This is a genomic window from Cohnella cellulosilytica (genome assembly GCF_042431195.1).
GTDB classification, from domain to species: Bacteria; Bacillota; Bacilli; order Paenibacillales; family Paenibacillaceae; genus Cohnella; species Cohnella cellulosilytica.
The window spans coordinates 13,980-36,425 of the sequence record NZ_JBHMDN010000078.1 but is presented as its reverse complement, the minus strand read 5'-3'; the positions used below and the strand labels follow the sequence as shown (position 1 = coordinate 36,425).

The following is a 22,446-nucleotide window of genomic DNA, read 5'->3' as shown; positions in this document are numbered from 1 at the left end:
AAGAGCCACGAACCATTTCGCCGTATAAACTCTGTGTCATCAAGCGCTCTTGTCGAGGATTGCAGTTAGGAGCGCAATAGCAACAAAAGACTGCCGATCGTCACAACGGACAATTACCGGCAGTCTCTTGTTTGTCATAGTCGCTTATGGCTGCTGCGCGTTATCCGATTCGGAATCCCCATCCGCCTGCTGCACCGGCCGGTTTCCCGAAGGGAGCCGCCCCGCCCGGCGCAGCGCCTCGCGGAGCAAATACTCGATGTGCCCGTTCACGCTGCGAAACTCGTCCTCCGCCCACTTCTCTATGGCGCGATGAATTTCGGCATCCAGCCGGAGGGGGAAGGCCTTCTTTTCCTTAGCCATATCGCGTCTTACCCGTACATCGTACCCGTGTTGATCACGGGCGTCGCCGCCCGGTCGGATACGATCGTCACCATGAGATTGTTGATCATCGCCGCGCGCCGTTCCCCGTCCAGCTCGATCCCGTTATCCTTCAGCTGCTGGAGCGCCGATTCCACCATCGTCACGGCCCCCTCCACGATCTTCTGTCTGGCCGCGATAATCGCGATCGCCTGCTGGCGCTGGAGCATCGCGCTGGCAATCTCGGGCGCGTAAGCCAGATGGGTGAGGCGCGTCTCGATCACCTCTACTCCGGCCAGGGAGAGACGGCTCTGCAGCTCGGTCGTCAATTCCTGCGACACCTCGTCGGCGTTCCCCCGGAGCGACGGCCTCTGCTCGTCCGAGAACGTGTCGTATGCATAGTTCGCGGCAATGTGGCGGATCGCGGTCTCGCTTTGCACTTCCACGAACTTGCCGTAGTTGTCAACGTCGAACACCGCCTTCGCCGTATCGACGACCTTGAACACGACCACGCAGCCGATCTCGATCGGATTGCCCTCCGCATCGTTTACCTTCAGCGTCTGGCTGTTGAAGTTGCGCACCTTGAGCGACACCTTCGTCTTGCCCGTGAACGGGATAACCAGCCATAGCCCGCTCTCCGTAATCGTCCCCTTGTACCGGCCGAAAAACGTAATGATTTTCGCCTGATTCGGCTGCACGATCGTCAGAGAGGTCAATAACACGATGAATACGAGAATCAGCACGATGCCGCCGGCGATGAACCAGCCATTGGGCTCCGGGCCTCCGCCCGCGCTCGCGAACAGGGCTATGCTTCCCGCTATCGAGGCAAGTGCCAGCAGCAGCGCCAGAAATCCGTTCACGTGCCAAGCTTTTGTTGTCGTCATATGATCGCCTCTTCGTCTAATATTTATTTGATATTTATATGATATCATTTTTGGAATTATTTTTCCACCTCTTTCGAAAGATTTGGACGAATTTGGCGCCGACACCTTCCGAAAACCGCGAAAGAACGGGATAATAGAAGCATACATCGAACAAGGAGACGATTCAGATGAAATCGATCGGATTTATCGGCCTGGGCACGATGGGAGAGCCCATGGCCGCCAATCTACTGCGCAAAGGGTATTCCGTCCTCGTTTATAACCGCACCCCGGGCAAGGCCGACCGGTTGGTCGAGCTCGGGGCGGATGTCGCCGCCGCTCCCGTGGACATCGCCAAACGCGTCGACGTCGTCGTCACAATGATCAGCAACGATCAGGCGATCGAAGAAGTCTACTTCGGAGAGAACGGGCTGTTCCAGGCGCTGAAGCCGGGTACCGTGCTGATCGACAACAGCACGATTTCGCCGGCGCTTGCCCGACGCCTTGCGGCAGAAGCCTCGGAGCGCTTCAGCGATTTTATCGACGCGCCGGTAACCGGCAGCAAGCCGGCCGCCATTGACGGCACGCTGCTGTTCATGGCGGGCGGAGACAAGCGGGTGGTGGCGGAGCACGAGGAGCTGCTGCTGGCAATGGGAAGGGAAGTCATCTACATGGGCCCGAGCGGCAGCGGGGCGAACGCCAAGCTCGCTCACAACACGATCGTCGGCATCAACGCCGCGGGACTGATCGAAGGAATGGCGATCGCCGCCAAGAGCGGCATCGACGCGTCCGCGTTTCTTCGCGTCGTGCAGGGCGGCGGAGCGGCCAGCAAGCAGGCCGAGCTGAAAGGAAGGAAGATCATCGAGGAGGATTACAGCGTCCAGTTCTCGTTGGCGCTTATGCTGAAGGACTTGAAGCTGTCTTCGGTGTTAACCGACACGCTCGGCGTCTCTACCCCGATGCTGGAATCCGCCAAGAGCCTGTTTCAGCTCGGACAAGCCGCCGGACACGGAGAGCTGGATCTTGCGGCGCTGGCCCGCGTCTACGAGGGCTGGATCGGCCGGAAGATCGGCGATCCGTCCGCAGCGGCTCTCGAAGCCGCGGTTCCGCCCAACGCGACGGACGTCGCGGGCGACCCGGAGCAAGCGGAAAACGCGGAGCGCCGGAGGAAAACGCGCGTTCCGCTGGACATTCCGCTGATGATGTCGATCTACCAATGGGAAGGCGACGGGGGCTTCCGCGGACAATCGGTCCACGGGCGCTTGCTCGACTTGTCCGAGGACGGCCTGCTGATCGAATCGGAATTTCCGCTCGAGAAGGACATGTTTATCGTCATCCATTTCCAGCAGGAGTCGCAGCTTCCTCCGATGACTGCGCGGATCATTCGCATCGATCGCAGCAAAGGCGCTTTCCAGTACGGCTGCCTGCTGTCGGGGCTGCCGCTGTATCAGCGTCTTCAGCTTCAAGAATATATCGCCGGCCGAAATTGACCTGCGTTGCGAGGGGCTGTTCCCTAAGCAGAGTTGCCTAAGATGATCGATAGACAAAGAAGGGGTATGTACCTCCTGGAGAATGCCTCATACGCTCCTGAAACCACCCATTAACGGGTTTACCTATTCAGGTTTCAGGAGCGTATAGCATCGGAAGGAGGTATATACCCCTTGCCCCTTGTTCATCGATTATCTTTACAGCAACTTGGTTGGCTTAGGGCACGGCCCCTTCCGCTTACTTGGACAATTCGATAAAGCCTTCCCCGAAGACGTCGCGCACATCGTGAATCGTAATGAACGCATTCTTGTCGCTGGCCTTCACGATTCGTTTAAGCATGCTCAGCTCCTGCTTGCCGATGACGATATACAAAATTTCCTTTTCGGCTTTCGTATAATAACCATGACCGTGCAGCACTGTGACCCCGCGATCCATCAGAGAGGTGACCTGGTCGGCGATTTTCGCGTGCTCCTTGGAAATAATCGTCACCGCCTTCTTCGGGTTAAGCCCCTCGATGATGAAATCCATCACCTTCGTCGCGATGTACAGCATAACGACCGTCAGCATGACCGCCTGGGCGCCGATAATGAAATAGGAGCCGAGTACGACGATCAGATCGAAAAACAGCAGCGCATAGCTGACGTTCCAATCCAGGTACTTGTGCGCGATCCGCGCCAAAATGACCGAGCCGGCCGTCGTCCCTCCCGCCCGCACGATAATGCCGATGCCCGCGCCGCCGATCACGCCTCCGAAGATCGCGTTTACGACGATCTCATGGGAATCGATGCGGAGGCCCTCGGTCAAATACAGGAACAGGGACAGCAGCGAGATCGCGACAATCGTATACGCCACCGTCGTGCGGTCGAGAAACTTGTAGCCGATCAGCAGCAGGAACGAATTCAGGATCAGACTGACGAGCCCGGGCGACCATCCGTACAAATAATACAGAATAATCGTAATCCCCGTGACTCCGCCTTCCCCGAACTCGTTCGGTATCGCGAACAGGTTGATCGAGAGCGCGAACAGCAGCGCCCCCGCCGCGAGCATGACGAAATCGAGCAATCTTTTTCTCATCGTTACAGCCTCCACACCCGAATGCGACGCTCACGCAAAAACAACCACCGCCGCTTGCATCGTCGGCAGTGGTTGTCGGCGCTAACGGATAAGCTCAATCGAGATACGAGCAGATGTAATCCGTTACCGTCTTGACTTTAAGCTTAAAGCTGGAGTTGGCCGGCACTTCGAACTTGGCCGGTTCGGAAATATCCAGCCATTCGTCGCGTCCCGGAAGCAGCACGGAAAGCTCTCCCGCCTGAATGTCCATAATTTCCTTCTGGGCCGTGCCGAACTCGTACTCGCCCGGAAGCATAATGCCCAAGGTAATCTTCGAACCGTCCTCGAGGATCACCGCCCGGCTCGTCACCTTGCCTTCGAAATAAACGTTGGCTTTCTTCACTACGGATACGTTGTTGAACTGCGACATCGTTTCGCTCCAGCTCCCCTGTTTGGTCTATACCAGCTTTTTGAATTCGGCGACGACGTTGTCGACCGTAAAGCCGTATTCTTTAATGACGCGATCTCCCGGAGCGGATGCTCCGAACTTGGCAATGCCCAGCACCGCTCCGTTGTCGCCGACGTAGCGCTCCCATCCGAACGGATGCGCCATCTCGATGGCCAGACGCGCTTTGACCGCCTTCGGCAAAACGCTCTCCTTGTAGCCGGCGTCCTGCTTCTCGAACAGATCGAAGCTCGGCAGGCTCACGACGCGAACATGGATGCCCTGCTCGGCCAGCGCCTTCTGGGAAGCGACCGCCAGTTGGACCTCGGAGCCCGTCGCGATCAGAATGCCCTGCGGCTGACCGTTCGCCGCTTCGGACAGGACGTAGCCGCCCTTGGCGATGTTGTCGCGAGCGGACGCCGTACCGTCGAGAACCGGCAGGTTTTGGCGGGTCAGCACAAGCGCGACCGGGTTGCTTCGGTTTTGCAGCGCGTACGCCCAAGCCGCGGAAGTCTCGTTGCCGTCGGCCGGACGGATGACCGTCAGGTTCGGAATAATGCGGATCGAAGCGAGCTGCTCGATCGGCTCGTGCGTCGGGCCGTCTTCGCCGACCGCGATGCTGTCGTGCGTCAGCACGTAGACGACCGGCAGACCCATCAGCGCCGCCAGACGAACGGCCGGACGCAGGTAGTCGGTGAACACGAAGAACGTGCCGCCGTATACTCTTAAGCCGCCGTGCAGCATTATGCCGTTCATCGCCGCGGCCATCGCGAATTCGCGAATGCCGAAGTAGATATTGCGGCCGTCGTAGCTGCCCGGCTTATACACCGACAAGCCTTTCATATGCGTCATCGTGGAGCTTTCCAGGTCGGCGGAGCCGCCTACGAGGAACGGTACGTTTTTGGCCAGCCCGTTGATCGCGTTGCCGGATGCGACACGCGTGGACAGCGGCTTGTCCTCCGTCGTATAAGACGGCAGGTCCGCGTCCCAGCCCTCCGGCAGCGTGCCGGACAGCGCCTGCTCGAACTGCGCCGCCAGCTCGGGATGAGCGGCTTTGTATTTCGCGAACTGAGCGTCCCAGGCGGCATTCGCCTGTTCGCCCGCCTGCTTGATCGCGGCGAAATGGGCGCGCACCTCCGCGGGCACGTGGAATTCCTCGTGAGGCCACTCGTAGAACGCCTTCGTCAGCACCGCTTCGTCCGTTCCGAGCGGGGAACCGTGCGGTCCGGCATGGCCGCCCTTGCCGCCTTTGTTCGGGGAACCGTAGCCGATGACGGTTTTCACTTCGATCAGCGTCGGCTTGCCGGACTCGGCCTGAGCGGCCTCGATCGCCTTGGCCAGCGCTTCCAGATCGTTGCCGTCCTCCACGCGGAGATATTGCCAGCCGTACGCTTCGAAGCGCTGGCCGACGTTCTCGGAGAACGACAGGTTAAGCTCGCCGTCGAGGGAGATGTCGTTGGAATCGTACAGCACGACCAGCTTGCCCAGCTTCAGATGGCCGGCCATCGAAGCGGCTTCCGATGCGACGCCTTCGGACAAATCCCCGTCGCCGCAAATCGAATATGTAAAATGATTAACGACCTCGAAGCCGTCGCGATTATAAGTGGCGGACAGTTGGGCTTCCGCCATCGCCATGCCGACGGCCATCGCGATGCCTTGACCGAGCGGGCCGGTCGTCGCGTCGACGCCCGCCGTATGGCCGAACTCCGGGTGACCCGGGGTCAGAGAGCCCCATTGGCGGAAATTTTTCAGCTCCTCGAGCGGAAGATCGTACCCGCTCAGATGCAGCAGCGAGTACAGCAGCATCGAGCCGTGGCCCGCGGACAGAACGAACCGGTCGCGGTCGATCCATTGCGGGTTGGACGGATTGTGCTTCATCGCTTTCGCGAACAATTGATACCCCATCGGGGCGGCCCCCATCGGCATGCCCGGGTGACCGGATTTCGCTTTCTCGATCGCATCGATAGACAAGGTGCGGATCGTCGTTACGGATAATTGGTCGATTGTTTTCGTACTGGCTGTCATGAAAAAAAGCCCTCCTCTTAACTGTTGGCCTGCCCGCCGCGGATTGCGCCGCGGCAGCCGAGCCGAATTTGCATATTTATTCGATTTTCGATTAACGAGCCGCGGACAGCTCGAAATACCCCGTTGCGGAGCCCGGCGTTACACGAACGCTACGGTTTTATTTTCATAGACGAGCAGCCTGTCCTCCACATGCCATTTCACGGCGCGGGCAAGCACGATTCGCTCGATATGGCGGCCGATGCGCTTCAGCTCGGCGACGTTGTCGCGGTGGCTGACCCGCTGAATGTCCTGCTCGATGATCGGTCCGCCGTCCAGCTCTTCCGTTACATAGTGTGCCGTCGCCCCGATCAGTTTAACCCCGCGATTGTAGGCCTGCTGGTACGGTTTGCCCCCGACGAACGCCGGCAGGAAGGAGTGGTGAATGTTGATGATGCGGTTATGAAACTGCTCGATGAATTTCGGCGACACGATCTGCATGTAGCGGGCGAGCACGATCAGATCCACCTTGCCGGCGATCAACTCGCGCTGCTTGCGCTCGGCTTCGGCCTTCGTGTCCGCCGTGACCGGCACGTAATGATAAGGAATGCCGAACGATTCCACAATTCCCTGCATATCCTCGTGGTTGCTGATAACCATGCTGATCTCGGCGTCGAGATCGCCGGACTGCCACTGCCAGAGCAGCTCCAGCAGACAGTGGTCCTCCTTCGAGACGAACACCGCGATTCGCTTGCGCCGGGCCGCGCGGAACACGCTCCACCGCATCGAGAAGCGGTCCGCGACGCGGCCGAAGTCCTCCTGAAGCGACGGCAAACGCTGCTCCAGCTCGTGCAGATCGAATTCGATCCGCATGAAGAACATGCCGCCCTCCGGGTCCATCGTATATTGGTCGGATTGGACGATGTTCGCTCCCTGCTCGTACAGGAACTGCGATACCGCGGCGACGATTCCCGCTTTGTCCGGGCAAGAAATGAGCATGCGCGCGCGCACGCTTTTGTCTTCGAGCCGTTTATTGCCTTGAGACTGGTAATTGTGACTCATCGTTCTTCTACCTCACTTATCGACGCTGCCCCGTGCGGGCAGGATTTATTGTTGGGACAGCCACTCTTCGCCCGCCAAATAAGCGAGCAACCGATGGTTCACCGCTTCTTCGCTGTAGTCCTCCGGAAGCACGCGGTTTTCCATCAGCATATCGTACAGCCTCTCCATCGGTTCGCGAGGGTCGGCTTTCCGCGCCTTGGCGTCGGATTTCAACAGTTCCCACGTATTGAGCACATACAGGCGGGAATCGATGCCCACCTTGTCGAAGAAATGATGGAGCCGTTCGACGTCGACCATGAATTCGCCTCCGAATCTCTCTTCGGCGTCTCCTCTGAGCATCGCGATCTCGGCTTCGTACATCGGGCGTTCGTTCTGGCCGATCCACGGCGTCTCGAGAATAAACGGCTTGCCTTGCAGCAGTTCGTGCCCGACCACTCCCGCGATCCCTTCGTATCCGATCCAGCCGGAGCCGATCGGGGCATGGCGGTCCTTGGCCGCTCCCAGCGGATTTTTGCTGTCGTTGACGTGCACGACGGCAATCCGGTCCAGGCCGACGACGTCATTGAATTTGTGCAGCACGCCGTCGATGTCCCCGACGATGTCGTAGCCCGCGTCGTGAATGTGGCACGTGTCCATGCAGACGGTCAACCGCTCGTTCAGCCGCACGCGCTCGATAATTTGCGCCAGCTCCTCGAAGCTGCGGCCGATTTCGGTGCCTTTGCCCGCCATCGTCTCCAGCGCGATGTTCACGTCCGTCTCCTTCGTTCCTTCCAGCACCTCGTTGAGTCCTTCGGCAATGCGCGCGATGCCGTATTCCGGGTCCTTCTCCGTATACGCGCCCGGGTGCAGCACGATGTTCTTGACGCCGATGCTGTGGGTCCGGCGAATCTCCTCCTGGAGGAAATCGACCGCCAGCCGGTAAGTTTCTTCCTTATAGGAACCCAAATTTACGATGTAGGGCGCATGCACGACAATCTCGCCGATACTCGCCTCCGCCATCGCTTCCTTGCCCTGGGGAATATAAAGATCCTCGATCGGCTTTCTGCGGGTATTCTGCGGCGCGCCCGTGTAGATCATAAAAGTGCTCGACCCGTAGGATACCGCTTCCTTCGTCGCCGTCAGCAACCCCTTGTCCGCAAAAGAAACATGAGATCCGATTTTCAACATTTTCCGGCTCCTCTCGCCTTCGTTCCGTCCCCTCCGAGGTTACGGGGCTTGTTCTCGCAATTATTTCCCTATTGTATCGCGAACGTCGAAATAAATCTAGGAATGCGGTATAATTTCAAGATGAGGTGATCGTTATGGGAGAGACCCCAACTTGGTTTATTTATTTCATCGCGTTCTGGACGGTCGTGCTCGTCTTGTTCATGAGTGTGGGCGGCTTTTTCATGTTCCGCAAATTCCTCAAGGTGCTCCCGCAAAGAGACGGGAAATCCAAGCTCGATTGGCAAAACTATTGGGTGGAACGAAGCCGCGATCTGTGGACCCCCGAGTCCAAGGAGCTGCTGCAGACGCTCGTATCTCCGGTTCCGACCCCTTTTCGCGATATTGCAAGCCACTCTATCGCCGCCAAGATCGGCCAGATCGCGGTGGAGAGCGGCGCCTCCGAGGTGACGAAGGAGCACTGCATCGAGGGCTACATACGCGCGACTCCCGCCCGGGACCATAAGAGCCTGATCAGCTTCCTGGAGAAAAAAAATATCGATTATTCCGCCTACAGCCACCTGTTGGAGTAACCGCCCGGGGGCGGCGTTTCGGAGAAAAACGAAACCTTTGCCGCCAATCTTCGTCTAACCTCTTAGGAGGTGCATCAACACGATGAAAAAACGCAACCGAATGACGATGACACTGGGAGCGGCCCTGCTGGCTCTGGCATTGGTGGGAACGGCCTGCAGCGACAATGGCAATTCCGGCTCCTCTCCGTCCGCCAGCCCCTCCGCTTCGGCCAGTCCGCCCGCGAGCCCGACGTCCGATACGGAGAACCAGAGCCCGCCCGCATCCCCGGAGCAATTCGAGGGAACAGGCAATTTCGTTGGACTTCAGGACAGCCATTCCGTCGAAATCGATACCGATCAAGGTCCCGCGGGTTTCCAGGTCAGTCCGGAAATCGTCGACAAAGTCGGCTCCTGGGAGGAGAATACTCCCGTCAAATTCCAATATATCGTTGAGAAAATGGAAGGCGACGCCGGAACGCTGGAGCAGAAAACGATCGTCTCCATCGATAAGCAGTAATCGTTGAGCGAGGAGGGTCGCGGCATGCGCTTGTTGCTGTGCGGAGGAAGTGGTTTTATCGGCAAAGCATTAACGCACGCCCTGCTGTCCAGAGGAGACGAGGCGTGGATCGTGACGAGGAAGAAGCCGGCCGACGCGGCCTACGACAGCGCGCTTCCCCACCCCCGCTACGTGACCTGGGAGGAATGGGAAGCGGATCCGGACCGCCTGTCCGGCTTCGACGGCATCGTTAATCTGACCGGAGAAACGATTAACCAGCGCTGGAGCGACAAAGCCAAGGAACGGATCGTCAGCTCCCGCGTTCAAGCCGCCGGACGGATCGCCGAGCACGTGAAGCGCATGCGTTATCCGCCCGAGGTCGTCGTGAACGCGTCCGGCATTTCGCTGTACGGTCATTCCGGCGAAGAAGTGTTCGACGAATCGTCTCCGGCGCGGCCGGCCGACTTCCTGGGCGACACCGTCGTCCGCTGGGAAGAGGCGGCCGACCGGATTCCGGCCAAGCGGCTGGTCAAGCTGCGCATCGGACTCGTCTGCGCCCGCGATGGCGGGGCTTTCCCGCTGATCCGGCTGCCGTACCGCCTGTTCGCAGGAGGGCGCATCGGGGACGGAAAGCAGGGCCTGCCGTGGATTCATCTGCAGGATATGGTCGCGCTGATCCTCTTCTGCCTGGACAATCCGTCCATAGAAGGGCCCGTGAACGCGGTCGCTCCCGACCCGGTGTCCAACGACGAATTCGGCAGAGCGCTCGGCCAAGCCATGAAGCGGCCGCACTGGTTCCCGGTTCCGGGTTTCCTGCTGCGCGGCGTCCTCGGCGAGATGAGCACGCTTGTGCTGACCGGCCAGAAAGCGATGCCTCGCAAGCTGCTCGATCACGGATTCAAATTCGCTTTCCCTAAATTGGAAGAAGCCCTGCGGGACCTGTCCCGCTAGGGCGTGTATGCATACTCCGAGGACAGCAGATGTTGCCGAATTTTCGTTCCATGCAAGGAACTTTTGTGAAGGCGTACCGGGGGTACGTCAAACAAAAGTGACGAAGCAGGGGGCGAAAAGGCGGTGATAGATGCCCCTGAGCGGGTTTGCATACACGCCCTAGGGCTTCTTTTGCGGAGACAGGCGGGCTTGCTTCTCCCCCTTCGCTCCCGTCTGCTCCTCTGCCTCCTCCCCGAAACCGGATAGACATCGGTCAGACGCCGGGCGCTTCACCCGACTCTTCTCCGAAACCCGTCGGACGTCAGACCTTCTTCGGTCTCCTCTCCCAAACCGGTCAGACACCGGGCACTTCCTCCGCCAGCTGGAACCGGTATTCCGAGCGGGCCAGCGTTACACAATCCCCCGGCTGCAGCGGATACAGCTCGTAGGGCGCCATCGGCTGGTCGTTGATGCGGGAGCCGTTGCGGGAGCCGAGGTCTTTGACTTTCCACTGCGCGGAAACCCGCACGAATTCCACGTGAGCCCGGGAAACGCCATTCGTTTCGTCCACATGGTCGACCGCTTCCCCGGAGCGGCCGATGACGAGGGAATCCCCGCGCAGAGGAATCCGCAGCCGATCGTCCCCCGACTTCCAGACGAGGCAATACGCTTCCGTTCCGGCGGAAGCCTGCTTGTCCAGCAGAGCCGTTCGATCCTGCCCGGCAATCCATGCCGTCTCCGGCGCTCCTGCTCCCCGCTCCGGCACATCGTCCGCCGCCGGACGCCGCGCGTGCGGCCTGGCGGCAGCGGCGAAGCCCGGAGGCGTCCATCCCGGTTCGCCGCCCGCTTCCTCGGCCGGCTGCGGATGACGGAAAGCGGCCTCGATCTCCGCGGGGCCCGGTTCCTCCGAACCTCTCCCGCGGGCGAACGAAGCCCACCCGGGCGGCCCGTTCCACAGCAGAAGAGCCGCCGCCCCGGCAAATAAAGTTGCACAGAGGCCGATCAGCAGCTGCCGCTGCCCCGGGTTGTCCAAATAAATGAACTTCCAGGTGAAGGCAAGAAGCAGCAGAAGCGCGCCGACGACGATAATCCGCCAACGCCCCGGATCGAAGCGTTCCCGGCTCTCCTCATCGTCCGTGCTTGCTCCGAATTTTCGCTTCTCTTCATCGAAGCGGACTTGCCCGGCCTCTCCCCATAGCTCGGAAACCGGACGAAGGTCCCCGGAAATCGGCTGCAGCAAATCCCAGGAGCGGCCTCTGGGCTTCTGTTCTTCCATCCTGCTCCCGGCCTCCTGGCGTCCGCTCTCCTCCGGAAGCTTCGGCGCGCTCCCGAACGGTTGACGGACGACCGGAAGCGGCGAGATCGCTTCTCCCCCTATCGCTTCGGCCAAATATTGCTTGCCCAGCCGTCCCAGAGCCGCCGGCACGAAATCCGTCGAGGTTACAAGCCGCAGCACCTGCTGAAAGATCGGCCCGTCCGGCTCTCGCACGCGCATCATCCACCGGACGATCAATTTCTCCAAACCTTCTTTCCAATTGGGCGGGGGCAGAATAAGAGGCACGTAAGTAAAGCGCAAATCCTGAATCTCATTACCTGCGAAGATGAACTCGTCCTCCAGTCGCACCCGCTCGACGTCCAGCATGATCATTCTGCACTCCTCAAGCGTATCCGCCAGCCTGCACAGCGCCTCCATCATCTCGCCCATCGTCCACCGCGAAGCTCTTGCCGCTTCCGCAAGCATGCGCGTTCCGGCCAGCGCGTACCTCAAAACGACCCGTCCGTCGAACTCTTCGACTTCAAGCGGAAGCAGCGAAGCCGTTTCGCAGCGCTGAAGCATGCGCAGCTGCGTCTCGTTGATGTCGCTTCGGGTCAGCGGCGGGTCCCGCTCCAGCACCATCGCAAGTCCTCTGCGCTGCTCGAACCTCGCCGATAGCTCCGTCTTCATTCGCCTCTACCCTTTCCCCAATAGAATCAGAAATCCCGGAGCGACCGCCAGCATAAAAGGGAAGGCGATCTTCCTTCCTCCGGCGGCCGGATGGTCTCCCCACGGCCATCTCAGCTTTCGCCCCAACGACCGCAAGCCCGGAGCCCGAAGCGCCAAAACGACGCAGGCGATCGCTCCCCCGATCAGCACGGAGACGATCAGCAGCTCGAAGGCGAGCGAAGGCCCGGCCCATGTGCCGAACGCTCCGAACCATTTGACGTCCCCTCCGCCGATGCCGCCCAGACGATTCATCGCGTACAGCGGCACTATGCCGCATAACGCCCCGAGGCAGGCCCAAGCCAAGCCCTGGCTTCCGTGCGAGAGCCCGTGATACGTCAATCCTCCGGCCGCGAAGATCAGATTCAGTCCGTTCGGGATCCGCATGCGGCGCAAATCCGTCCAGCAAGCCGCGCCCAGCAGCGCGCCGACAACGAGCCATTCCCACCAAGTCAACTTTTTCCCTCCTCGCTCGCGGCTTTGCCCGCAACCTCGAACAAATGCTGCCAGATCCCGCCGTCTCCGTTCGTTACTTGCATGCTCCATTGTCCCGGCGTCGTTCTTCCGGAAACGTGCCAGGTCCACGAGACCAATCCGGATTCGTCCGCCACCGCACTTCCGAGATTTTTCGCCTGGCTCGGGCCGCTCTTGTACAGGATCGATAGATCGACGACCGTCCCCAGTTCGGTCCGGATGACCAGCGTCGCCTTGCGCCCCGGCTTTACCGGATTCGGATCGAGCGATACGAATGCTGCCTCGAACGGCTCGCCCGTCCGCTCTTCGCCGGCTTGTCGGGAGGACGAGGGGCTTCCTCCGATCCACACCCGTTCTCTGGCCGACTCCCGCAGCACGAGTCTGCGTCCGAGAAAAGGAACTCTCATCGGCAGCGCATATTCGCCTTCCAAGGTCAAATAAGCGTTCGCCCGATCCTCGACATCCGGAAGTCCGACCGCGACGATACGGACGTTGGCCGAATTCAGAACACGGCGGTCCAGAAAAGGCTTCATCAGCTCCCCGAACGCGAGCCTGGCGGCATGCTCCTCGACCGAGAACGATACGGAGGAAGCCTTCTCCGCCCATTCGTTCATCGGAGCGGGCAGCCACCGTCCGTACTCGCCGAGCGTATCCGCCACGCTGAGCCACTTGTCGTTCCACTGCTCGAGCTGCCGGTTCAGCTCGGAGCCCCTGGCCTTGTCCGTCGCCAGCGCGACCGGGTACCAGGCCGAAGCCGCCTGCCTTGCCGTTTGCGACAATGCGCCGTGCAGCGCCATGGAGACGACCGCCGTCTGCACCAGGAAGATCAGAAACAGGACAAACAACAGGAAAATCGGCATAACAAGGGCGCTCTCCAGCGTCACGCTGCCCGAGGCGGCCCCGGCCGCACCGGTCCGTCTATACGTAGGAGTGATCTGCGATATACGTCGCTTCATAGCGGTTCCCCTTTATCGTTCCTCCCAAATTCCCCACTTTCCCCATTACCTTAAGCAGGCCCGGAAAAAACCATAAACGAATCGACGCGGTCCCCTCTCCGCTCGCATACGTATAAGCGCCGCGAAAATCGAGTCCGGATGCATGCTCCATCACCGCGATCGTTCTCGCCGTCGGATTCGCGCCGCCCCCGTGAAGCAGCAGGAAAAGGCGCAAGTAATCGGTATAGTACGTGTCTACCTTCAAATATTTCGACAGTTGGATTTTACCGGTGTTCAGCAGCGCGCCCATGTCCGACATCGCTTGCGTAATGCCGTAGACGAGCGCCGCGGCCAGAACCAGCAAGGGATGCCCCATCGTTCGGCACTCGATCAATCCTTCCACCGTGCGGATCGCCAGGCGGAAGGCGAAAATCTCCCCGTACGCCGCCGCGATGTTGCCTGAAGGATGATTCAAGCCGTATAAAATGTACTCGGTTTCCTGAGCGTGAACATCCAAGGAGCCCGGGCTCGCTCCCAGCAGGTTCTTGACGGAGGAAGGAGCGAAATGCGACATTCTTCCCAGCGTATACTCGGAAAAATAAAGTTGATCCCGCGTCCCTTCAACCGCGCCTTCCAGCACGTCCAGCAGGCCGTTAACCGAAGTCAGCGCCTCGTCTCTGCCTTGCGAAGGATCGCCGTTCCGGTTCCCCCTGACCGCCTCCTCCTCCGCCCGGTTCCATTCCCGATTGGTCTTGTACAATTCGCCGACGCGTTCGAAGCCTGCCTGGTCCTCTTCGGAGCCTGACAACCCGGAGAACGAGTTCAAAAACTTTCCCGCGCCCTGCCACTCGGCTTCGGCCTCGCTCTCCGCCCGCTTGCGCTCGTCGTCATGGGAACGATGATCTTCCAGAAGCTTCAGCCGCGCCGCGACGACGCGGCCTCCCGAACCGTAGCTCCCGGAAAATTCGGAAAGGCGGCCGTTCGCCCGCGTTTCCCCGGCGCTTAAGGCCGCTCCCATGCCGGTAGAGCCGGGAGCGGAGCCTATCAACGACGAGTAAGAGCTTAATTCTCCCGCCAGCGAAACGCCGTCGGCGTACTGCCGGTCGATCTCGGCGCCGTAATCGCTGAAAAATCCGGGCTTCAAAATCAAATCTTCCGCGGACTTGCGAAGCTCCTCCATCGTGTGGCGGTGTTCGGCTTCCATCGCGTCTCCGCTTGTCTCTCCGTTCGCCCCGTCCGCACGGTTCGATTGCTCCACGATCGCGATCATCTCTTCGTTGGCCTGCCTTGCCCGGGCCAGCGCCTCCCTGGCTTTGGAGACAAAGCCGTTGCTTTCCGCCCGCGTTTCGTCGGAAGCCCTTCCGAGCTCGCGGGCCGCCGCGACGGCCCGCGACTCGTACGCCGCGACCTCCGCTTCGTAGCGCGGCCCCTCCGGCTTATCCCGCTCGATCTCTTCCGGATCTTCTCCGTTGTCCAGCCGTTTGCGCCGCTCCTCCTCCCAACGCCGAAGGGACTCCCTTCTCGACTTGTCCTCCTCTCTCTTCGCGACATAGTCGCTATAGCCCGAGACGACTCCTCCCGCCGGACCGAGCGCGGTTTCGGCCCGCCGCCCCGCTCTCTCGCCGTGTTTCTTCTGGCTATCGTACGCTTCGTCCAGCGCTTTCTCCCTGCGATCGTAGGCTTGGCGCATCCGCTCCAGCAGATCCACGGTGCGGGCCGCCTCCTTCATCGTGCCCGACAGCCCCTTGAATCGACCGGCCAGCTCGATCGTCAGATCGATCGGCGCCTTGTATTTCATCTCCTCCAGAATCTGCCTGCGAAATAAATCGTGGCCGGCCAGCGGCCTGCTCTCCGTCACCTCCGCCCGCTCCCAGCGCGTATCCAAGAAAGCGAACTCCCCGCCGCCTTCCGCCGGGGAGTTTCCCTCCAGCGTCGCTTGAAAGATGTCGTTCGCGGCTTCGCCTCCCCGGATAAACAAGCCGTATTTGGCGTAAACAAGCGGATCGAAAGACGACATCGCCGAACGCGCGCCGGACTTGACCGCCAGCTCCGCCTGCTTGCGGAAGGCCGCGATGCGGGCGAAATCGATCAGCAGGGAGGTCAGCAGAAAAAGCGAAGCCGTCGCCACGATGAAGTAGACCGACACGGCCCCGGAAGTCCCCTTCGCCCGCGTGTTTCTCATCCTCCGAGTCCTCCCTTCCCCAGCGGCTCCTTGCGCTTGTTCAACACTTCGCCGGCTTGGGCGCGCCGCTTCTCTTCCCCTTCCGGCGCGCCGCGCAGCTTGGCCGCGTAATAGCGGACCAAATCGAACGAGCGCACGAATTCCGCCGGCTCCACGACAAGCGCGGTCACCTGCGCTTCCGCAGGGCCCCCTCCCCGGAAACGGACAAGCGGAACCGCAAGCCATACACTGGACAGCTCCGCATCGATCTCGCGTTTAAGGCCGACGTTCCGGTAGCGCAGCTCTCCAGTGCCTATACGGTGCTTGGCCGTCGTCGCATAGGCCGCCCGTTTCAGCTTGCCGACGGCGCCCCCGCCTTCCCCCTCTTCCATGTCGGGGTACACCTCGGCGCGCGATCCCGCCTCTCCCGAAGCGAGGCCGAACAGGCTTTGAACCAAAGCGTCGTCGGTCAACCGCCAATACAAGCCGTCGTACCGTCCCGGGGAGTAACCGCCCGTGCGTACGTCGGAAGAGGAGTTCGACCACCCGAACGCGGCTCTTTCGGCCATGACGGACGAGCTGTAATAGAGCAGCGCTCCCTGCGAAATGTAAAGCGCGAAGAAGAGCAGCATAAAGGTCAGCATCAGCACCCAAGGAAGCAGCATGGACGCTTCGAGCGTAAACGAGCCGGACGAATCCGCCATTGCCCTTCCTCTCTCCAGCGGCTTTCTCTCCATCGATTTCCCTCCCCATGCCCGGCCCGCGGGTCAGTCGAATACCTCGTTCGACTTGTTCTCCACCTTTTCCATCAAGGTTCTCAAAAACCCGATAATCTCCTCGCGGAACACAAGCACGATCGCGATCAGAACCGCGACGATCAGCACCAGCTCGAGCGTGCCGATTCCTTCTTCGTCGTCCCGCAAGATTCTCCAGGCGTTGCAGCCGTACCGATACAGAAATCCGATCATTTTCCATCTTCCTTCCCGATTTAAGTAATTGGAACCTCACATCATAAACACGGCCGGGGCTCCGACCAGAACCATGATCAGCAGAAACACGAGCGTCAGCGGAAACGCAAGCCGGGAGGAAGCCTGCTCGCCCAACGTTCTCGCGATCGCCTTCCTCTTCTCCCACATCTGCCGCGTCAATTCCCGCAAGGCGGGCACGAAGGCGTCTCCGCCTCGTCTGGCATTGATCAGCACGGTCGTCGCGAACAGCTTCGCTTCCGGCACGGCGCATCTACGCCCCCACTCCTCCAGCGCGGCGGTGAGACTTTCCCCCCGTTTCATGCTTGCAATCGCGGCTCTCAGCTCCGTATACAGAGGGTTGTCGGCGGAAGCTCCGCGCCTCGTCTCCGCCGTCCGGGCCAGCGCGCGCAGTACGTTCTCTCCCGCGTTCACCATAAGCAGCAGCTTGCTTAGCAATTCCGGAAGCTCCATAACCATGCTCTGACGACGCCGTGCGACTTGTCCGGCAAGCTCCTTCAATCGCAAGAGCGGCAAACCCGCTCCGAGTATCGCCCCGAGCGCGAGCAGCGCCGGCGTATCCGTCGCCAGGGCCAGCACGCTCATGCCCGTCAGCGTCAAATAACCGAGTCCGAGCCCCTCCGCCGCCCAGTCGATCAGCTTCACCTCCGGACAAGCGCCCCCGTTCAGCAGAGCCAACGAGACGCGGGCTCGGTCCAGTAAAGGCAGAACTCTCTTCCATACGGCCGGATGCCGCAGCGCGGCCGCGAACGGATCGATATGCAGGCGAATCCGGCGGCCTCCCAGCTGCCGCCAGGACATCGCGGCCAGACAAACGTAGACGCCGGGCATCGCGGCGCAAAGCAGCGCGATCGGCCAACCGCTCATAGCTTGATATCCATAATCTGCAGCATCCACCAACTGCAAAGCGCGAGCAGCAGCAAACAAACCGTGAGCATGACAATTCCCATCCCCTCTCGCATCGGCTGCATATAATCGGCGGCCAGAAAACCCAATATGCCGACGAAAGCAAAAGGCATAACCATCATCAGCCTCGCCTCGAACCGCTTCTGGGCGATCAGCACCGATACTTCCAGCTCGACGTCCATCTTCTCGGAAATCAGCAGCGAGGTTCTCCTCGTCACTTCGATCAGATCTCCTCCCGCCCGCTTGCAAATCGCGATCGCTTCGGCGAAATTCCTCACCTCCTCCAAATCGGAACGCGCCGCGAGGTCCTGCAGCGCGGTTTCCAGCTGTTCGCCGCTATTCAGCCGATTGGCGACGCCCCTCAGCTCCTTGATCAGATCGGAACGGCTGTCCCCGATCAGCAGAACCAGGTCGCCTTCCAAGGCCGCGAAGGCGTTCTCCACCGATCTGCCCGCGGACAGGAGGGAAGCCAGCGCCTGCAAGGCGTCCTTGAACTGCTGCCTCAGCTTGTCCTTGCGCCGGCGGCACAGGCTCAGCGCGTAATATTTCGGGTACAGCAGCCCGAAGGGAGCCGCGGCGGCCGCGATAACCGAATTCCGATACAGCAGCCAGACGATCGCAAAACAGGCCGCGCAGCCGACGCAGATCGCCCATCCTCTCTCCTTGGCGCTCAGACGATAGCTCGAATAGTCGGTCATCCTCCCCCCTCCTTCATCAAGCCGGCATGGCGCAGCTTGCCCGTATCGCGAAGCGGCGCCGTTCTGCGCAGACGCCCGGCGATGCGTCCGTTCCGCTCCCCTTCCTCCTCGAAGCGAAACAGCGCGTTCAGCCGAACCTCTCCCTGCTCGATTCCCGTCACCTCGCATATTTCCGCGACTCTGCGGGTCGAATCCCGGAAGCGGCTCAGATGGACGACGATGTCGAGCGCGGAAGCGATCTGCTGGCGAACGACGGGCACCGGCAAATCCGCGCCGCCGAGCACCATCGTCTCCAGCCTGGAGATCATATCCTTCGCGCCGTTGGCATGCCCTGTGGACAAGCTTCCTTCGTGCCCGGTGTTCATCGCCTGCAGCATATCGAGCGCCTCCGCGCCGCGGACTTCGCCGACGATGATCCGGTTGGGTCTCATCCGCAGGGACGCCCGGATCAGCTCGCGAATGCCCAGCTGTCCTTTGCCTTCGCTGTTCGCGTTGCGCGTCTCCAGCGACACGAGATTGGCGATTCCGCGAAGCTGCAGCTCGGCCGCGTCCTCGATCGTAATGACGCGTTCGTGCGGAGGAATCCACTGGGACAGCGCGTTCAGGAACGTCGTCTTGCCCGAGCCCGTGCCGCCGCTGATGAACAGATTGTATTTCGCCGTTACCAGCTCCCGCAGAAACTCGGCCGCTTCCGCCGAAATAGCCTCCCTGGCGATCAAATCCGCGATGCCGAGCGGTTGATAGGGGAAACGGCGAATCGTCACCGTCGGCCCTTTCAGCGCGATCGGCGGCAGCACCACATGCACCCGCGATCCGTCCGGCAGCCGCGCGTCCACGATCGGCGAAGCTTCGTTCACGATCCGGTTCACGCGCCCGACAATGCTCTGAATGAGATCCTCCAGCCTCTCGTTGCTCTCGAAGCCGAGATCGACCGCGCGCAGCTCCCCGCCTTTCTCTATAAAAATCTCGCGATGGGAATTGATCATAATTTCCGTAATCTCCTGATCCTCCAGCAGCGGCTGCAGGGCGTCCAGTCCCCGGAAGGAATGGAACAGGCGCTGCACCGCGGCCTTGCGCTCCCCCGCGGTCATCCGCCGCACCCGTTCCCTGCGGAACAGCTCGTCCTCGATCAGCTTCCGCAGGTCCTCGTCCGAGATCGCGTCGTCCCACGTCAAGCGGGAGCGCACGGCGTTCCTCAGCTCAACCAGCTCCTCGATCGCGAGACCGCTGTCCGCCATGGCCTTCCTCCCTCCTCCCGCGGCCGTCCGTCGAGCCGGACAGAACGTCCAGCAGCTTCTCCGCCGCTCCGGAGTACGCGGGCGAAGCCAGCCATTTCCCCGGGTGATCGGTCGCCTTCCACTGCGGAATATACGGGAGCGCGACCGCGGGCAGATCGCCCGGAAGCGTCCAGCGATTCACGGGCCGACCCCCGACCGCCTTGTTCATCGCGAACGTCAGCTTAAACGCGAGACCGTCCAGCCGGGACTCCCAATAGCGCAGCAGTTTCTCGGCCTTCCGCAGACATTGCGCGTCGTCGAGCGTCAGCCAGACGACCCGGTCGCTCAGCCCGAGAAGACCGGCATGCCACTCCCCGGCGCCGGAATCGGGATCGACGACGATGACGTCGTACCGGTTCCCCGCCCTCAGCTTGCCGATCAGCTCGGCCGCAATCTCCGGGGAAAGCGCAAGCCTCTCCCCGGGATGCTCCGGAGCGTCGATATAATCGGCCCGCAGGTGAGGCTGATGCCGGCATAACCGCCGCGCCAGTTCCTCCCACTGCTCCGGACGCGCTTGCAGCGCGTAGAGCAGTCTCGACAAGGCGTCCGGCTCGCCGCTGCCGAACAGGAGCGACGTCGCGTTCAGCTCCTCCAGATTCAGGTACAGTACGCGAAGTCCTCTCTCCCCCGCTTGCCGGACGAGGTTTAACGCCGCGGTCGTCTTGCCCGCGCCGCCCGAGGCCGAGAACACCGTCCACACCTGGCACCCCTCGTTCCGCTTCGCTCCCCGGTTCCCCAACGCCCCGCGGATGCAGGACAGCAGCGCCGGCAGCGGCTGGTAGCGGGGGATCGTCAGCCACGCTTCCTCGCCCTCTTCGCCCCGGCCGGCTGCTGCGTCCGAATCCTCCAGTACGATGATCTTGCCGGCGTATCCGCCCGAAGCAAGCGCCTGTCCGGCCATCTCCCGGTCTCCAATCAACGCGTCGACTTTCCCTCCGCTCTGCAATTCCATTCTGAGCGCGCTGCCGTGCGAATAGGCCGCCACTTCCCAGCCCTTCTCCTCTTCCCGCAAATATTCGGCCAGCTTGGCGACATATTCCCTCTCCTCCGCGGCCAACACGATTCTCATTATCGCCCCGCGCCTCCCCTCCGGAAAACAAAAAAACCGCAAACCCCGACGAATAACGCGTCGAAATTTGCGGTGCTTCCGCTTTCCACTTATTGAATTTGTAGCCTTACGATACCATAACCTTCCATCGCCGTCAACGGTCGTTTCTCCGCGCCGCGGCTAATCCTTGTCGACCAGATCCCGCTGCAGGTATGTCTCCAGCGTGTTCGTAATCTCGAAGGTGGTCTGCGCCAGATCGTAGTTCTCGAACGCGTGCTCGCAAGAGGCCCGGTAGTCCAGCTCCCGTTCGTAATGGTTCAGGTGCTTGGCGATGACGTCCTCCGCCAGGCCGAGCTTGCGCTGCCGTTCCTCCGCCGTCGGCCGGTCGACATAGAGGAACAGGCGAACGACCTTGTCCCCGTAAATCTGTTTCAGAATGCTAGCGCCTTCATGATTCAAAATCAGGTAGACGGAATCTCGGTGATCCAGCTTCTTCTCGATATCCCGGCTGCGAATGCCGTACAGCTGCCCGTCGATCTCCACGCTTTCCAGAAACTCGCCCTGCCTTTCCATTGCCCGGTACTCGTCATGGTTTACGAAAACGTAATCCTGTCCCTGCACCTCTCCCGGCCGGGGCGATCTGGTCGCATAGGAAACGATCTTCTCCATGCCGAAGGTTTGGCCGACCGCTTCCGCGACCGACTTTCTTCCGGAACCGTCCGGACCGGTGAAGACGAAAATCCGATTCCGATTCGTTTCGAGCATCCGCACACGCCTCCTCTCCTTCTTTTGTGAGGAAAAAACGTCCCGCTACAATATACAGAATTATCCGATAATTATTAATTATAGAAGACGGAAGCTTGAATCGTCAATCGCCTGAGCCGAAGGAACGCCTATTCCGGGACGCCCGGCGGGAACCGAGAGGACGGTACATATTGCCAATATTAAGATGCCCTTAATTTCTCAATACAGGGACAAGCAGCATGTTATACTCCTTTTTGTCATCAAGATCAACTTCAGGAGGGATTGACATGAATTTCGCCAATCGGCTCAAAAAAATCGCAATCGGCACGGCCTGCTTCGCGATACTCGCGACAGGCGCCGGCGCCTGGGAGCAGCCGTCCGCGCACGCGGCATCCGTGTCGGCCAGCGCGACTTCCGCGCAGAAAGCGAACGCCATCGTCTCCGCGGCCAAGCAGCTTAAGGGCAAAGTGAAATACAAATTCGGAGTCAACAACCCCGCCAAGCTCATATTCGACTGCTCTTCCTTCACGAAATACGTCTTCGCCAAGCAAGGCGTCAGTCTGAAGTGGGGCTCCCAGGCGCAGAGCAAACAGGGCGTCTACGTATCCAAAAGCAATCTGAAAGCAGGCGATCTCGTTTTCTTCAGCGTATCGAAGCCGGGCAAAGTGAACCATGTCGGCATCTACATCGGCAACGGGCAGTTCATCCATAACACGATCGGCAGCAACGTCAACGGCATTATCATCAGCAAGTTGAGCAGCTATTCCAAGCGTTATATCACGGCGAGAAGAGTGCTCTGATCGCGCGAGGAGCCGTCCCGTCCCGGCCA

General features: G+C 60.5%; 23 protein-coding genes and 1 pseudogene. 6 read left to right on the top strand and 18 right to left on the bottom strand.

All coding sequences use genetic code 11. The annotated features are described in order from the left end of the window. Nucleotides 1-144: 144 nt before the first annotated feature. Entirely contained in the window at nucleotides 145-360 is a 216-nt protein-coding gene (locus tag ACFFT4_RS32555; protein ID WP_378053555.1) for a type II toxin-antitoxin system antitoxin, read from the bottom strand. 8 nt (nucleotides 361-368) lie between these two features. Continuing rightward, entirely contained in the window at nucleotides 369-1,241 is an 873-nt protein-coding gene (locus ACFFT4_RS32550; protein ID WP_378053553.1) for an SPFH domain-containing protein, read from the bottom strand. A 161-nt stretch (nucleotides 1,242-1,402) separates the two neighbouring features. On the opposite strand from ACFFT4_RS32550, the pseudogene ACFFT4_RS32545 reads away from it, so the two are divergent. Both ACFFT4_RS32545 and ACFFT4_RS32540 read left to right on the top strand, forming a co-directional pair. Further along, nucleotides 1,403-2,290, top strand: a pseudogene (locus ACFFT4_RS32545) (NAD(P)-dependent oxidoreductase); the annotation flags it as partial. Next, complete coding sequence (locus tag ACFFT4_RS32540) at nucleotides 2,273-2,707, top strand: PilZ domain-containing protein (RefSeq protein ID WP_378053804.1); 435 nt, start codon at nucleotides 2,273-2,275, stop codon at nucleotides 2,705-2,707. The pseudogene ACFFT4_RS32545 and the gene ACFFT4_RS32540, both read left to right, overlap by 18 nt. Nucleotides 2,708-2,942: 235 nt before the next feature. Here the strand turns inward: ACFFT4_RS32540 and ACFFT4_RS32535 are convergent, their stop codons facing one another. The 5 genes from ACFFT4_RS32535 to ACFFT4_RS32515 all read right to left on the bottom strand — a co-directional run bounded on the left by ACFFT4_RS32535 (nucleotide 2,943) and on the right by ACFFT4_RS32515 (nucleotide 8,433). Then, nucleotides 2,943-3,779 (bottom strand): YitT family protein, encoded by an 837-nt coding sequence (locus tag ACFFT4_RS32535; protein ID WP_378053551.1) that lies wholly within the window; start codon nucleotides 3,777-3,779, stop codon nucleotides 2,943-2,945. 94 nt (nucleotides 3,780-3,873) lie between these two features. Further along, a complete protein-coding gene (gene ppnP / locus ACFFT4_RS32530) occupies nucleotides 3,874-4,188 on the bottom strand; it encodes a pyrimidine/purine nucleoside phosphorylase (protein ID WP_378053549.1) in 315 nt (104 codons plus the stop codon). A 27-nt stretch (nucleotides 4,189-4,215) separates the two neighbouring features. Continuing rightward, entirely contained in the window at nucleotides 4,216-6,228 is a 2,013-nt protein-coding gene (tkt, locus tag ACFFT4_RS32525) for a transketolase (RefSeq protein ID WP_378053547.1), read from the bottom strand. A gap of 138 nt (nucleotides 6,229-6,366) precedes the next feature. After that, nucleotides 6,367-7,266, bottom strand: a complete 900-nt coding sequence (gene purU, locus ACFFT4_RS32520) for a formyltetrahydrofolate deformylase (protein ID WP_378053545.1) — start codon at nucleotides 7,264-7,266, stop codon at nucleotides 6,367-6,369. Between the two features lie 45 nt (nucleotides 7,267-7,311). Then, nucleotides 7,312-8,433 carry a deoxyribonuclease IV gene (locus ACFFT4_RS32515; protein ID WP_378053543.1) on the bottom strand — a complete coding sequence of 374 codons (1,122 nt, stop codon included), beginning with the start codon at nucleotides 8,431-8,433 and terminating at the stop codon, nucleotides 7,312-7,314. Between the two features lie 134 nt (nucleotides 8,434-8,567). Between ACFFT4_RS32515 and ACFFT4_RS32510 the strand changes: the two genes are divergently transcribed. The 3 genes from ACFFT4_RS32510 to ACFFT4_RS32500 all read left to right on the top strand — a co-directional run bounded on the left by ACFFT4_RS32510 (nucleotide 8,568) and on the right by ACFFT4_RS32500 (nucleotide 10,428). Then, nucleotides 8,568-9,002: a DUF2621 family protein gene (locus tag ACFFT4_RS32510; protein ID WP_378053541.1), complete on the top strand. Its 435-nt coding sequence runs from the start codon at nucleotides 8,568-8,570 to the stop codon at nucleotides 9,000-9,002. An 82-nt stretch (nucleotides 9,003-9,084) separates the two neighbouring features. Further along, on the top strand, nucleotides 9,085-9,498 hold the full coding sequence (locus ACFFT4_RS32505) for a LytA/YqiH family protein (protein WP_378053539.1): 414 nt from the start codon (nucleotides 9,085-9,087) through the stop codon (nucleotides 9,496-9,498). Nucleotides 9,499-9,522: 24 nt separating this feature from the next. Continuing rightward, nucleotides 9,523-10,428 (top strand): TIGR01777 family oxidoreductase, encoded by a 906-nt coding sequence (locus tag ACFFT4_RS32500; protein WP_378053537.1) that lies wholly within the window; start codon nucleotides 9,523-9,525, stop codon nucleotides 10,426-10,428. A gap of 334 nt (nucleotides 10,429-10,762) precedes the next feature. Here the strand turns inward: ACFFT4_RS32500 and ACFFT4_RS32495 are convergent, their stop codons facing one another. The 11 genes from ACFFT4_RS32495 to ACFFT4_RS32445 all read right to left on the bottom strand — a co-directional run bounded on the left by ACFFT4_RS32495 (nucleotide 10,763) and on the right by ACFFT4_RS32445 (nucleotide 21,638). Then, on the bottom strand, nucleotides 10,763-12,352 hold the full coding sequence (locus ACFFT4_RS32495; RefSeq protein WP_378053535.1) for a DUF6382 and FHA domain-containing protein: 1,590 nt from the start codon (nucleotides 12,350-12,352) through the stop codon (nucleotides 10,763-10,765). A gap of 6 nt (nucleotides 12,353-12,358) precedes the next feature. Beyond that, the gene (locus ACFFT4_RS32490; protein WP_378053533.1) at nucleotides 12,359-12,844 is read right to left on the bottom strand and encodes an A24 family peptidase; all 486 of its coding nucleotides are present in this window, start codon (nucleotides 12,842-12,844) and stop codon (nucleotides 12,359-12,361) included. Continuing rightward, nucleotides 12,841-13,818, bottom strand: coding sequence for a TadE/TadG family type IV pilus assembly protein (locus ACFFT4_RS32485; RefSeq protein ID WP_378053531.1), 978 nt, complete (start codon nucleotides 13,816-13,818; stop codon nucleotides 12,841-12,843). The genes ACFFT4_RS32490 and ACFFT4_RS32485 overlap by 4 nt, the downstream gene beginning before the upstream one ends. Continuing rightward, nucleotides 13,781-15,979, bottom strand: coding sequence for a hypothetical protein (locus ACFFT4_RS32480; RefSeq protein WP_378053529.1), 2,199 nt, complete (start codon nucleotides 15,977-15,979; stop codon nucleotides 13,781-13,783). The genes ACFFT4_RS32485 and ACFFT4_RS32480 overlap by 38 nt, the downstream gene beginning before the upstream one ends. Beyond that, nucleotides 15,976-16,695: a pilus assembly protein gene (locus ACFFT4_RS32475; RefSeq protein ID WP_378053527.1), complete on the bottom strand. Its 720-nt coding sequence runs from the start codon at nucleotides 16,693-16,695 to the stop codon at nucleotides 15,976-15,978. Before ACFFT4_RS32475 ends, ACFFT4_RS32480 begins: the two co-directional genes overlap by 4 nt. Nucleotides 16,696-16,725: 30 nt before the next feature. Further along, nucleotides 16,726-16,926, bottom strand: a complete 201-nt coding sequence (locus ACFFT4_RS32470) for a Flp1 family type IVb pilin (protein WP_378053525.1) — start codon at nucleotides 16,924-16,926, stop codon at nucleotides 16,726-16,728. A 36-nt stretch (nucleotides 16,927-16,962) separates the two neighbouring features. Then, a complete protein-coding gene (locus tag ACFFT4_RS32465) occupies nucleotides 16,963-17,811 on the bottom strand; it encodes a type II secretion system F family protein (RefSeq protein ID WP_378053523.1) in 849 nt (282 codons plus the stop codon). Further along, entirely contained in the window at nucleotides 17,808-18,548 is a 741-nt protein-coding gene (locus ACFFT4_RS32460) for a type II secretion system F family protein (RefSeq protein ID WP_378053521.1), read from the bottom strand. The genes ACFFT4_RS32465 and ACFFT4_RS32460 overlap by 4 nt, the downstream gene beginning before the upstream one ends. Beyond that, nucleotides 18,545-19,786 carry a TadA family conjugal transfer-associated ATPase gene (locus ACFFT4_RS32455; RefSeq protein WP_378053519.1) on the bottom strand — a complete coding sequence of 414 codons (1,242 nt, stop codon included), beginning with the start codon at nucleotides 19,784-19,786 and terminating at the stop codon, nucleotides 18,545-18,547. Before ACFFT4_RS32455 ends, ACFFT4_RS32460 begins: the two co-directional genes overlap by 4 nt. Further along, on the bottom strand, nucleotides 19,749-20,894 hold the full coding sequence (locus tag ACFFT4_RS32450) for a P-loop NTPase family protein (RefSeq protein WP_378053517.1): 1,146 nt from the start codon (nucleotides 20,892-20,894) through the stop codon (nucleotides 19,749-19,751). Before ACFFT4_RS32450 ends, ACFFT4_RS32455 begins: the two co-directional genes overlap by 38 nt. A 159-nt stretch (nucleotides 20,895-21,053) precedes the next feature. Then, complete coding sequence (locus ACFFT4_RS32445; RefSeq protein WP_378053515.1) at nucleotides 21,054-21,638, bottom strand: guanylate kinase; 585 nt, start codon at nucleotides 21,636-21,638, stop codon at nucleotides 21,054-21,056. A 266-nt stretch (nucleotides 21,639-21,904) separates the two neighbouring features. On the opposite strand from ACFFT4_RS32445, the gene ACFFT4_RS32440 reads away from it, so the two are divergent. After that, nucleotides 21,905-22,417 carry a C40 family peptidase gene (locus tag ACFFT4_RS32440; protein ID WP_378053513.1) on the top strand — a complete coding sequence of 171 codons (513 nt, stop codon included), beginning with the start codon at nucleotides 21,905-21,907 and terminating at the stop codon, nucleotides 22,415-22,417. Nucleotides 22,418-22,446: the final 29 nt, after the last annotated feature.

Excerpts from the sequence above, each read along its gene's own strand:
- ACFFT4_RS32555 (WP_378053555.1), bottom strand. The coding sequence starts at position 360 with ATGGCTAAGGAAAAGAAGGCCTTCCCCCTCCGGCTGGATGCCGAAATT.
- ACFFT4_RS32550 (WP_378053553.1), bottom strand. The coding sequence starts at position 1,241 with ATGACGACAACAAAAGCTTGGCACGTGAACGGATTTCTGGCGCTGCTG.
- ACFFT4_RS32535 (WP_378053551.1), bottom strand. The coding sequence starts at position 3,779 with ATGAGAAAAAGATTGCTCGATTTCGTCATGCTCGCGGCGGGGGCGCTG.
- ppnP (WP_378053549.1), bottom strand. The coding sequence starts at position 4,188 with ATGTCGCAGTTCAACAACGTATCCGTAGTGAAGAAAGCCAACGTTTAT.
- tkt (WP_378053547.1), bottom strand. The coding sequence starts at position 6,228 with ATGACAGCCAGTACGAAAACAATCGACCAATTATCCGTAACGACGATC.
- purU (WP_378053545.1), bottom strand. The coding sequence starts at position 7,266 with ATGAGTCACAATTACCAGTCTCAAGGCAATAAACGGCTCGAAGACAAA.
- ACFFT4_RS32515 (WP_378053543.1), bottom strand. The coding sequence starts at position 8,433 with ATGTTGAAAATCGGATCTCATGTTTCTTTTGCGGACAAGGGGTTGCTG.
- ACFFT4_RS32510 (WP_378053541.1), top strand. The coding sequence starts at position 8,568 with ATGGGAGAGACCCCAACTTGGTTTATTTATTTCATCGCGTTCTGGACG.
- ACFFT4_RS32505 (WP_378053539.1), top strand. The coding sequence starts at position 9,085 with ATGAAAAAACGCAACCGAATGACGATGACACTGGGAGCGGCCCTGCTG.
- ACFFT4_RS32500 (WP_378053537.1), top strand. The coding sequence starts at position 9,523 with ATGCGCTTGTTGCTGTGCGGAGGAAGTGGTTTTATCGGCAAAGCATTA.
- ACFFT4_RS32495 (WP_378053535.1), bottom strand. The coding sequence starts at position 12,352 with ATGAAGACGGAGCTATCGGCGAGGTTCGAGCAGCGCAGAGGACTTGCG.
- ACFFT4_RS32485 (WP_378053531.1), bottom strand. The coding sequence starts at position 13,818 with ATGAAGCGACGTATATCGCAGATCACTCCTACGTATAGACGGACCGGT.
- ACFFT4_RS32480 (WP_378053529.1), bottom strand. The coding sequence starts at position 15,979 with ATGAGAAACACGCGGGCGAAGGGGACTTCCGGGGCCGTGTCGGTCTAC.
- ACFFT4_RS32475 (WP_378053527.1), bottom strand. The coding sequence starts at position 16,695 with ATGGAGAGAAAGCCGCTGGAGAGAGGAAGGGCAATGGCGGATTCGTCC.
- ACFFT4_RS32470 (WP_378053525.1), bottom strand. The coding sequence starts at position 16,926 with ATGATCGGATTTCTGTATCGGTACGGCTGCAACGCCTGGAGAATCTTG.
- ACFFT4_RS32465 (WP_378053523.1), bottom strand. The coding sequence starts at position 17,811 with ATGAGCGGTTGGCCGATCGCGCTGCTTTGCGCCGCGATGCCCGGCGTC.
- ACFFT4_RS32460 (WP_378053521.1), bottom strand. The coding sequence starts at position 18,548 with ATGACCGACTATTCGAGCTATCGTCTGAGCGCCAAGGAGAGAGGATGG.
- ACFFT4_RS32455 (WP_378053519.1), bottom strand. The coding sequence starts at position 19,786 with ATGGCGGACAGCGGTCTCGCGATCGAGGAGCTGGTTGAGCTGAGGAAC.
- ACFFT4_RS32450 (WP_378053517.1), bottom strand. The coding sequence starts at position 20,894 with ATGAGAATCGTGTTGGCCGCGGAGGAGAGGGAATATGTCGCCAAGCTG.
- ACFFT4_RS32445 (WP_378053515.1), bottom strand. The coding sequence starts at position 21,638 with ATGCTCGAAACGAATCGGAATCGGATTTTCGTCTTCACCGGTCCGGAC.
- ACFFT4_RS32440 (WP_378053513.1), top strand. The coding sequence starts at position 21,905 with ATGAATTTCGCCAATCGGCTCAAAAAAATCGCAATCGGCACGGCCTGC.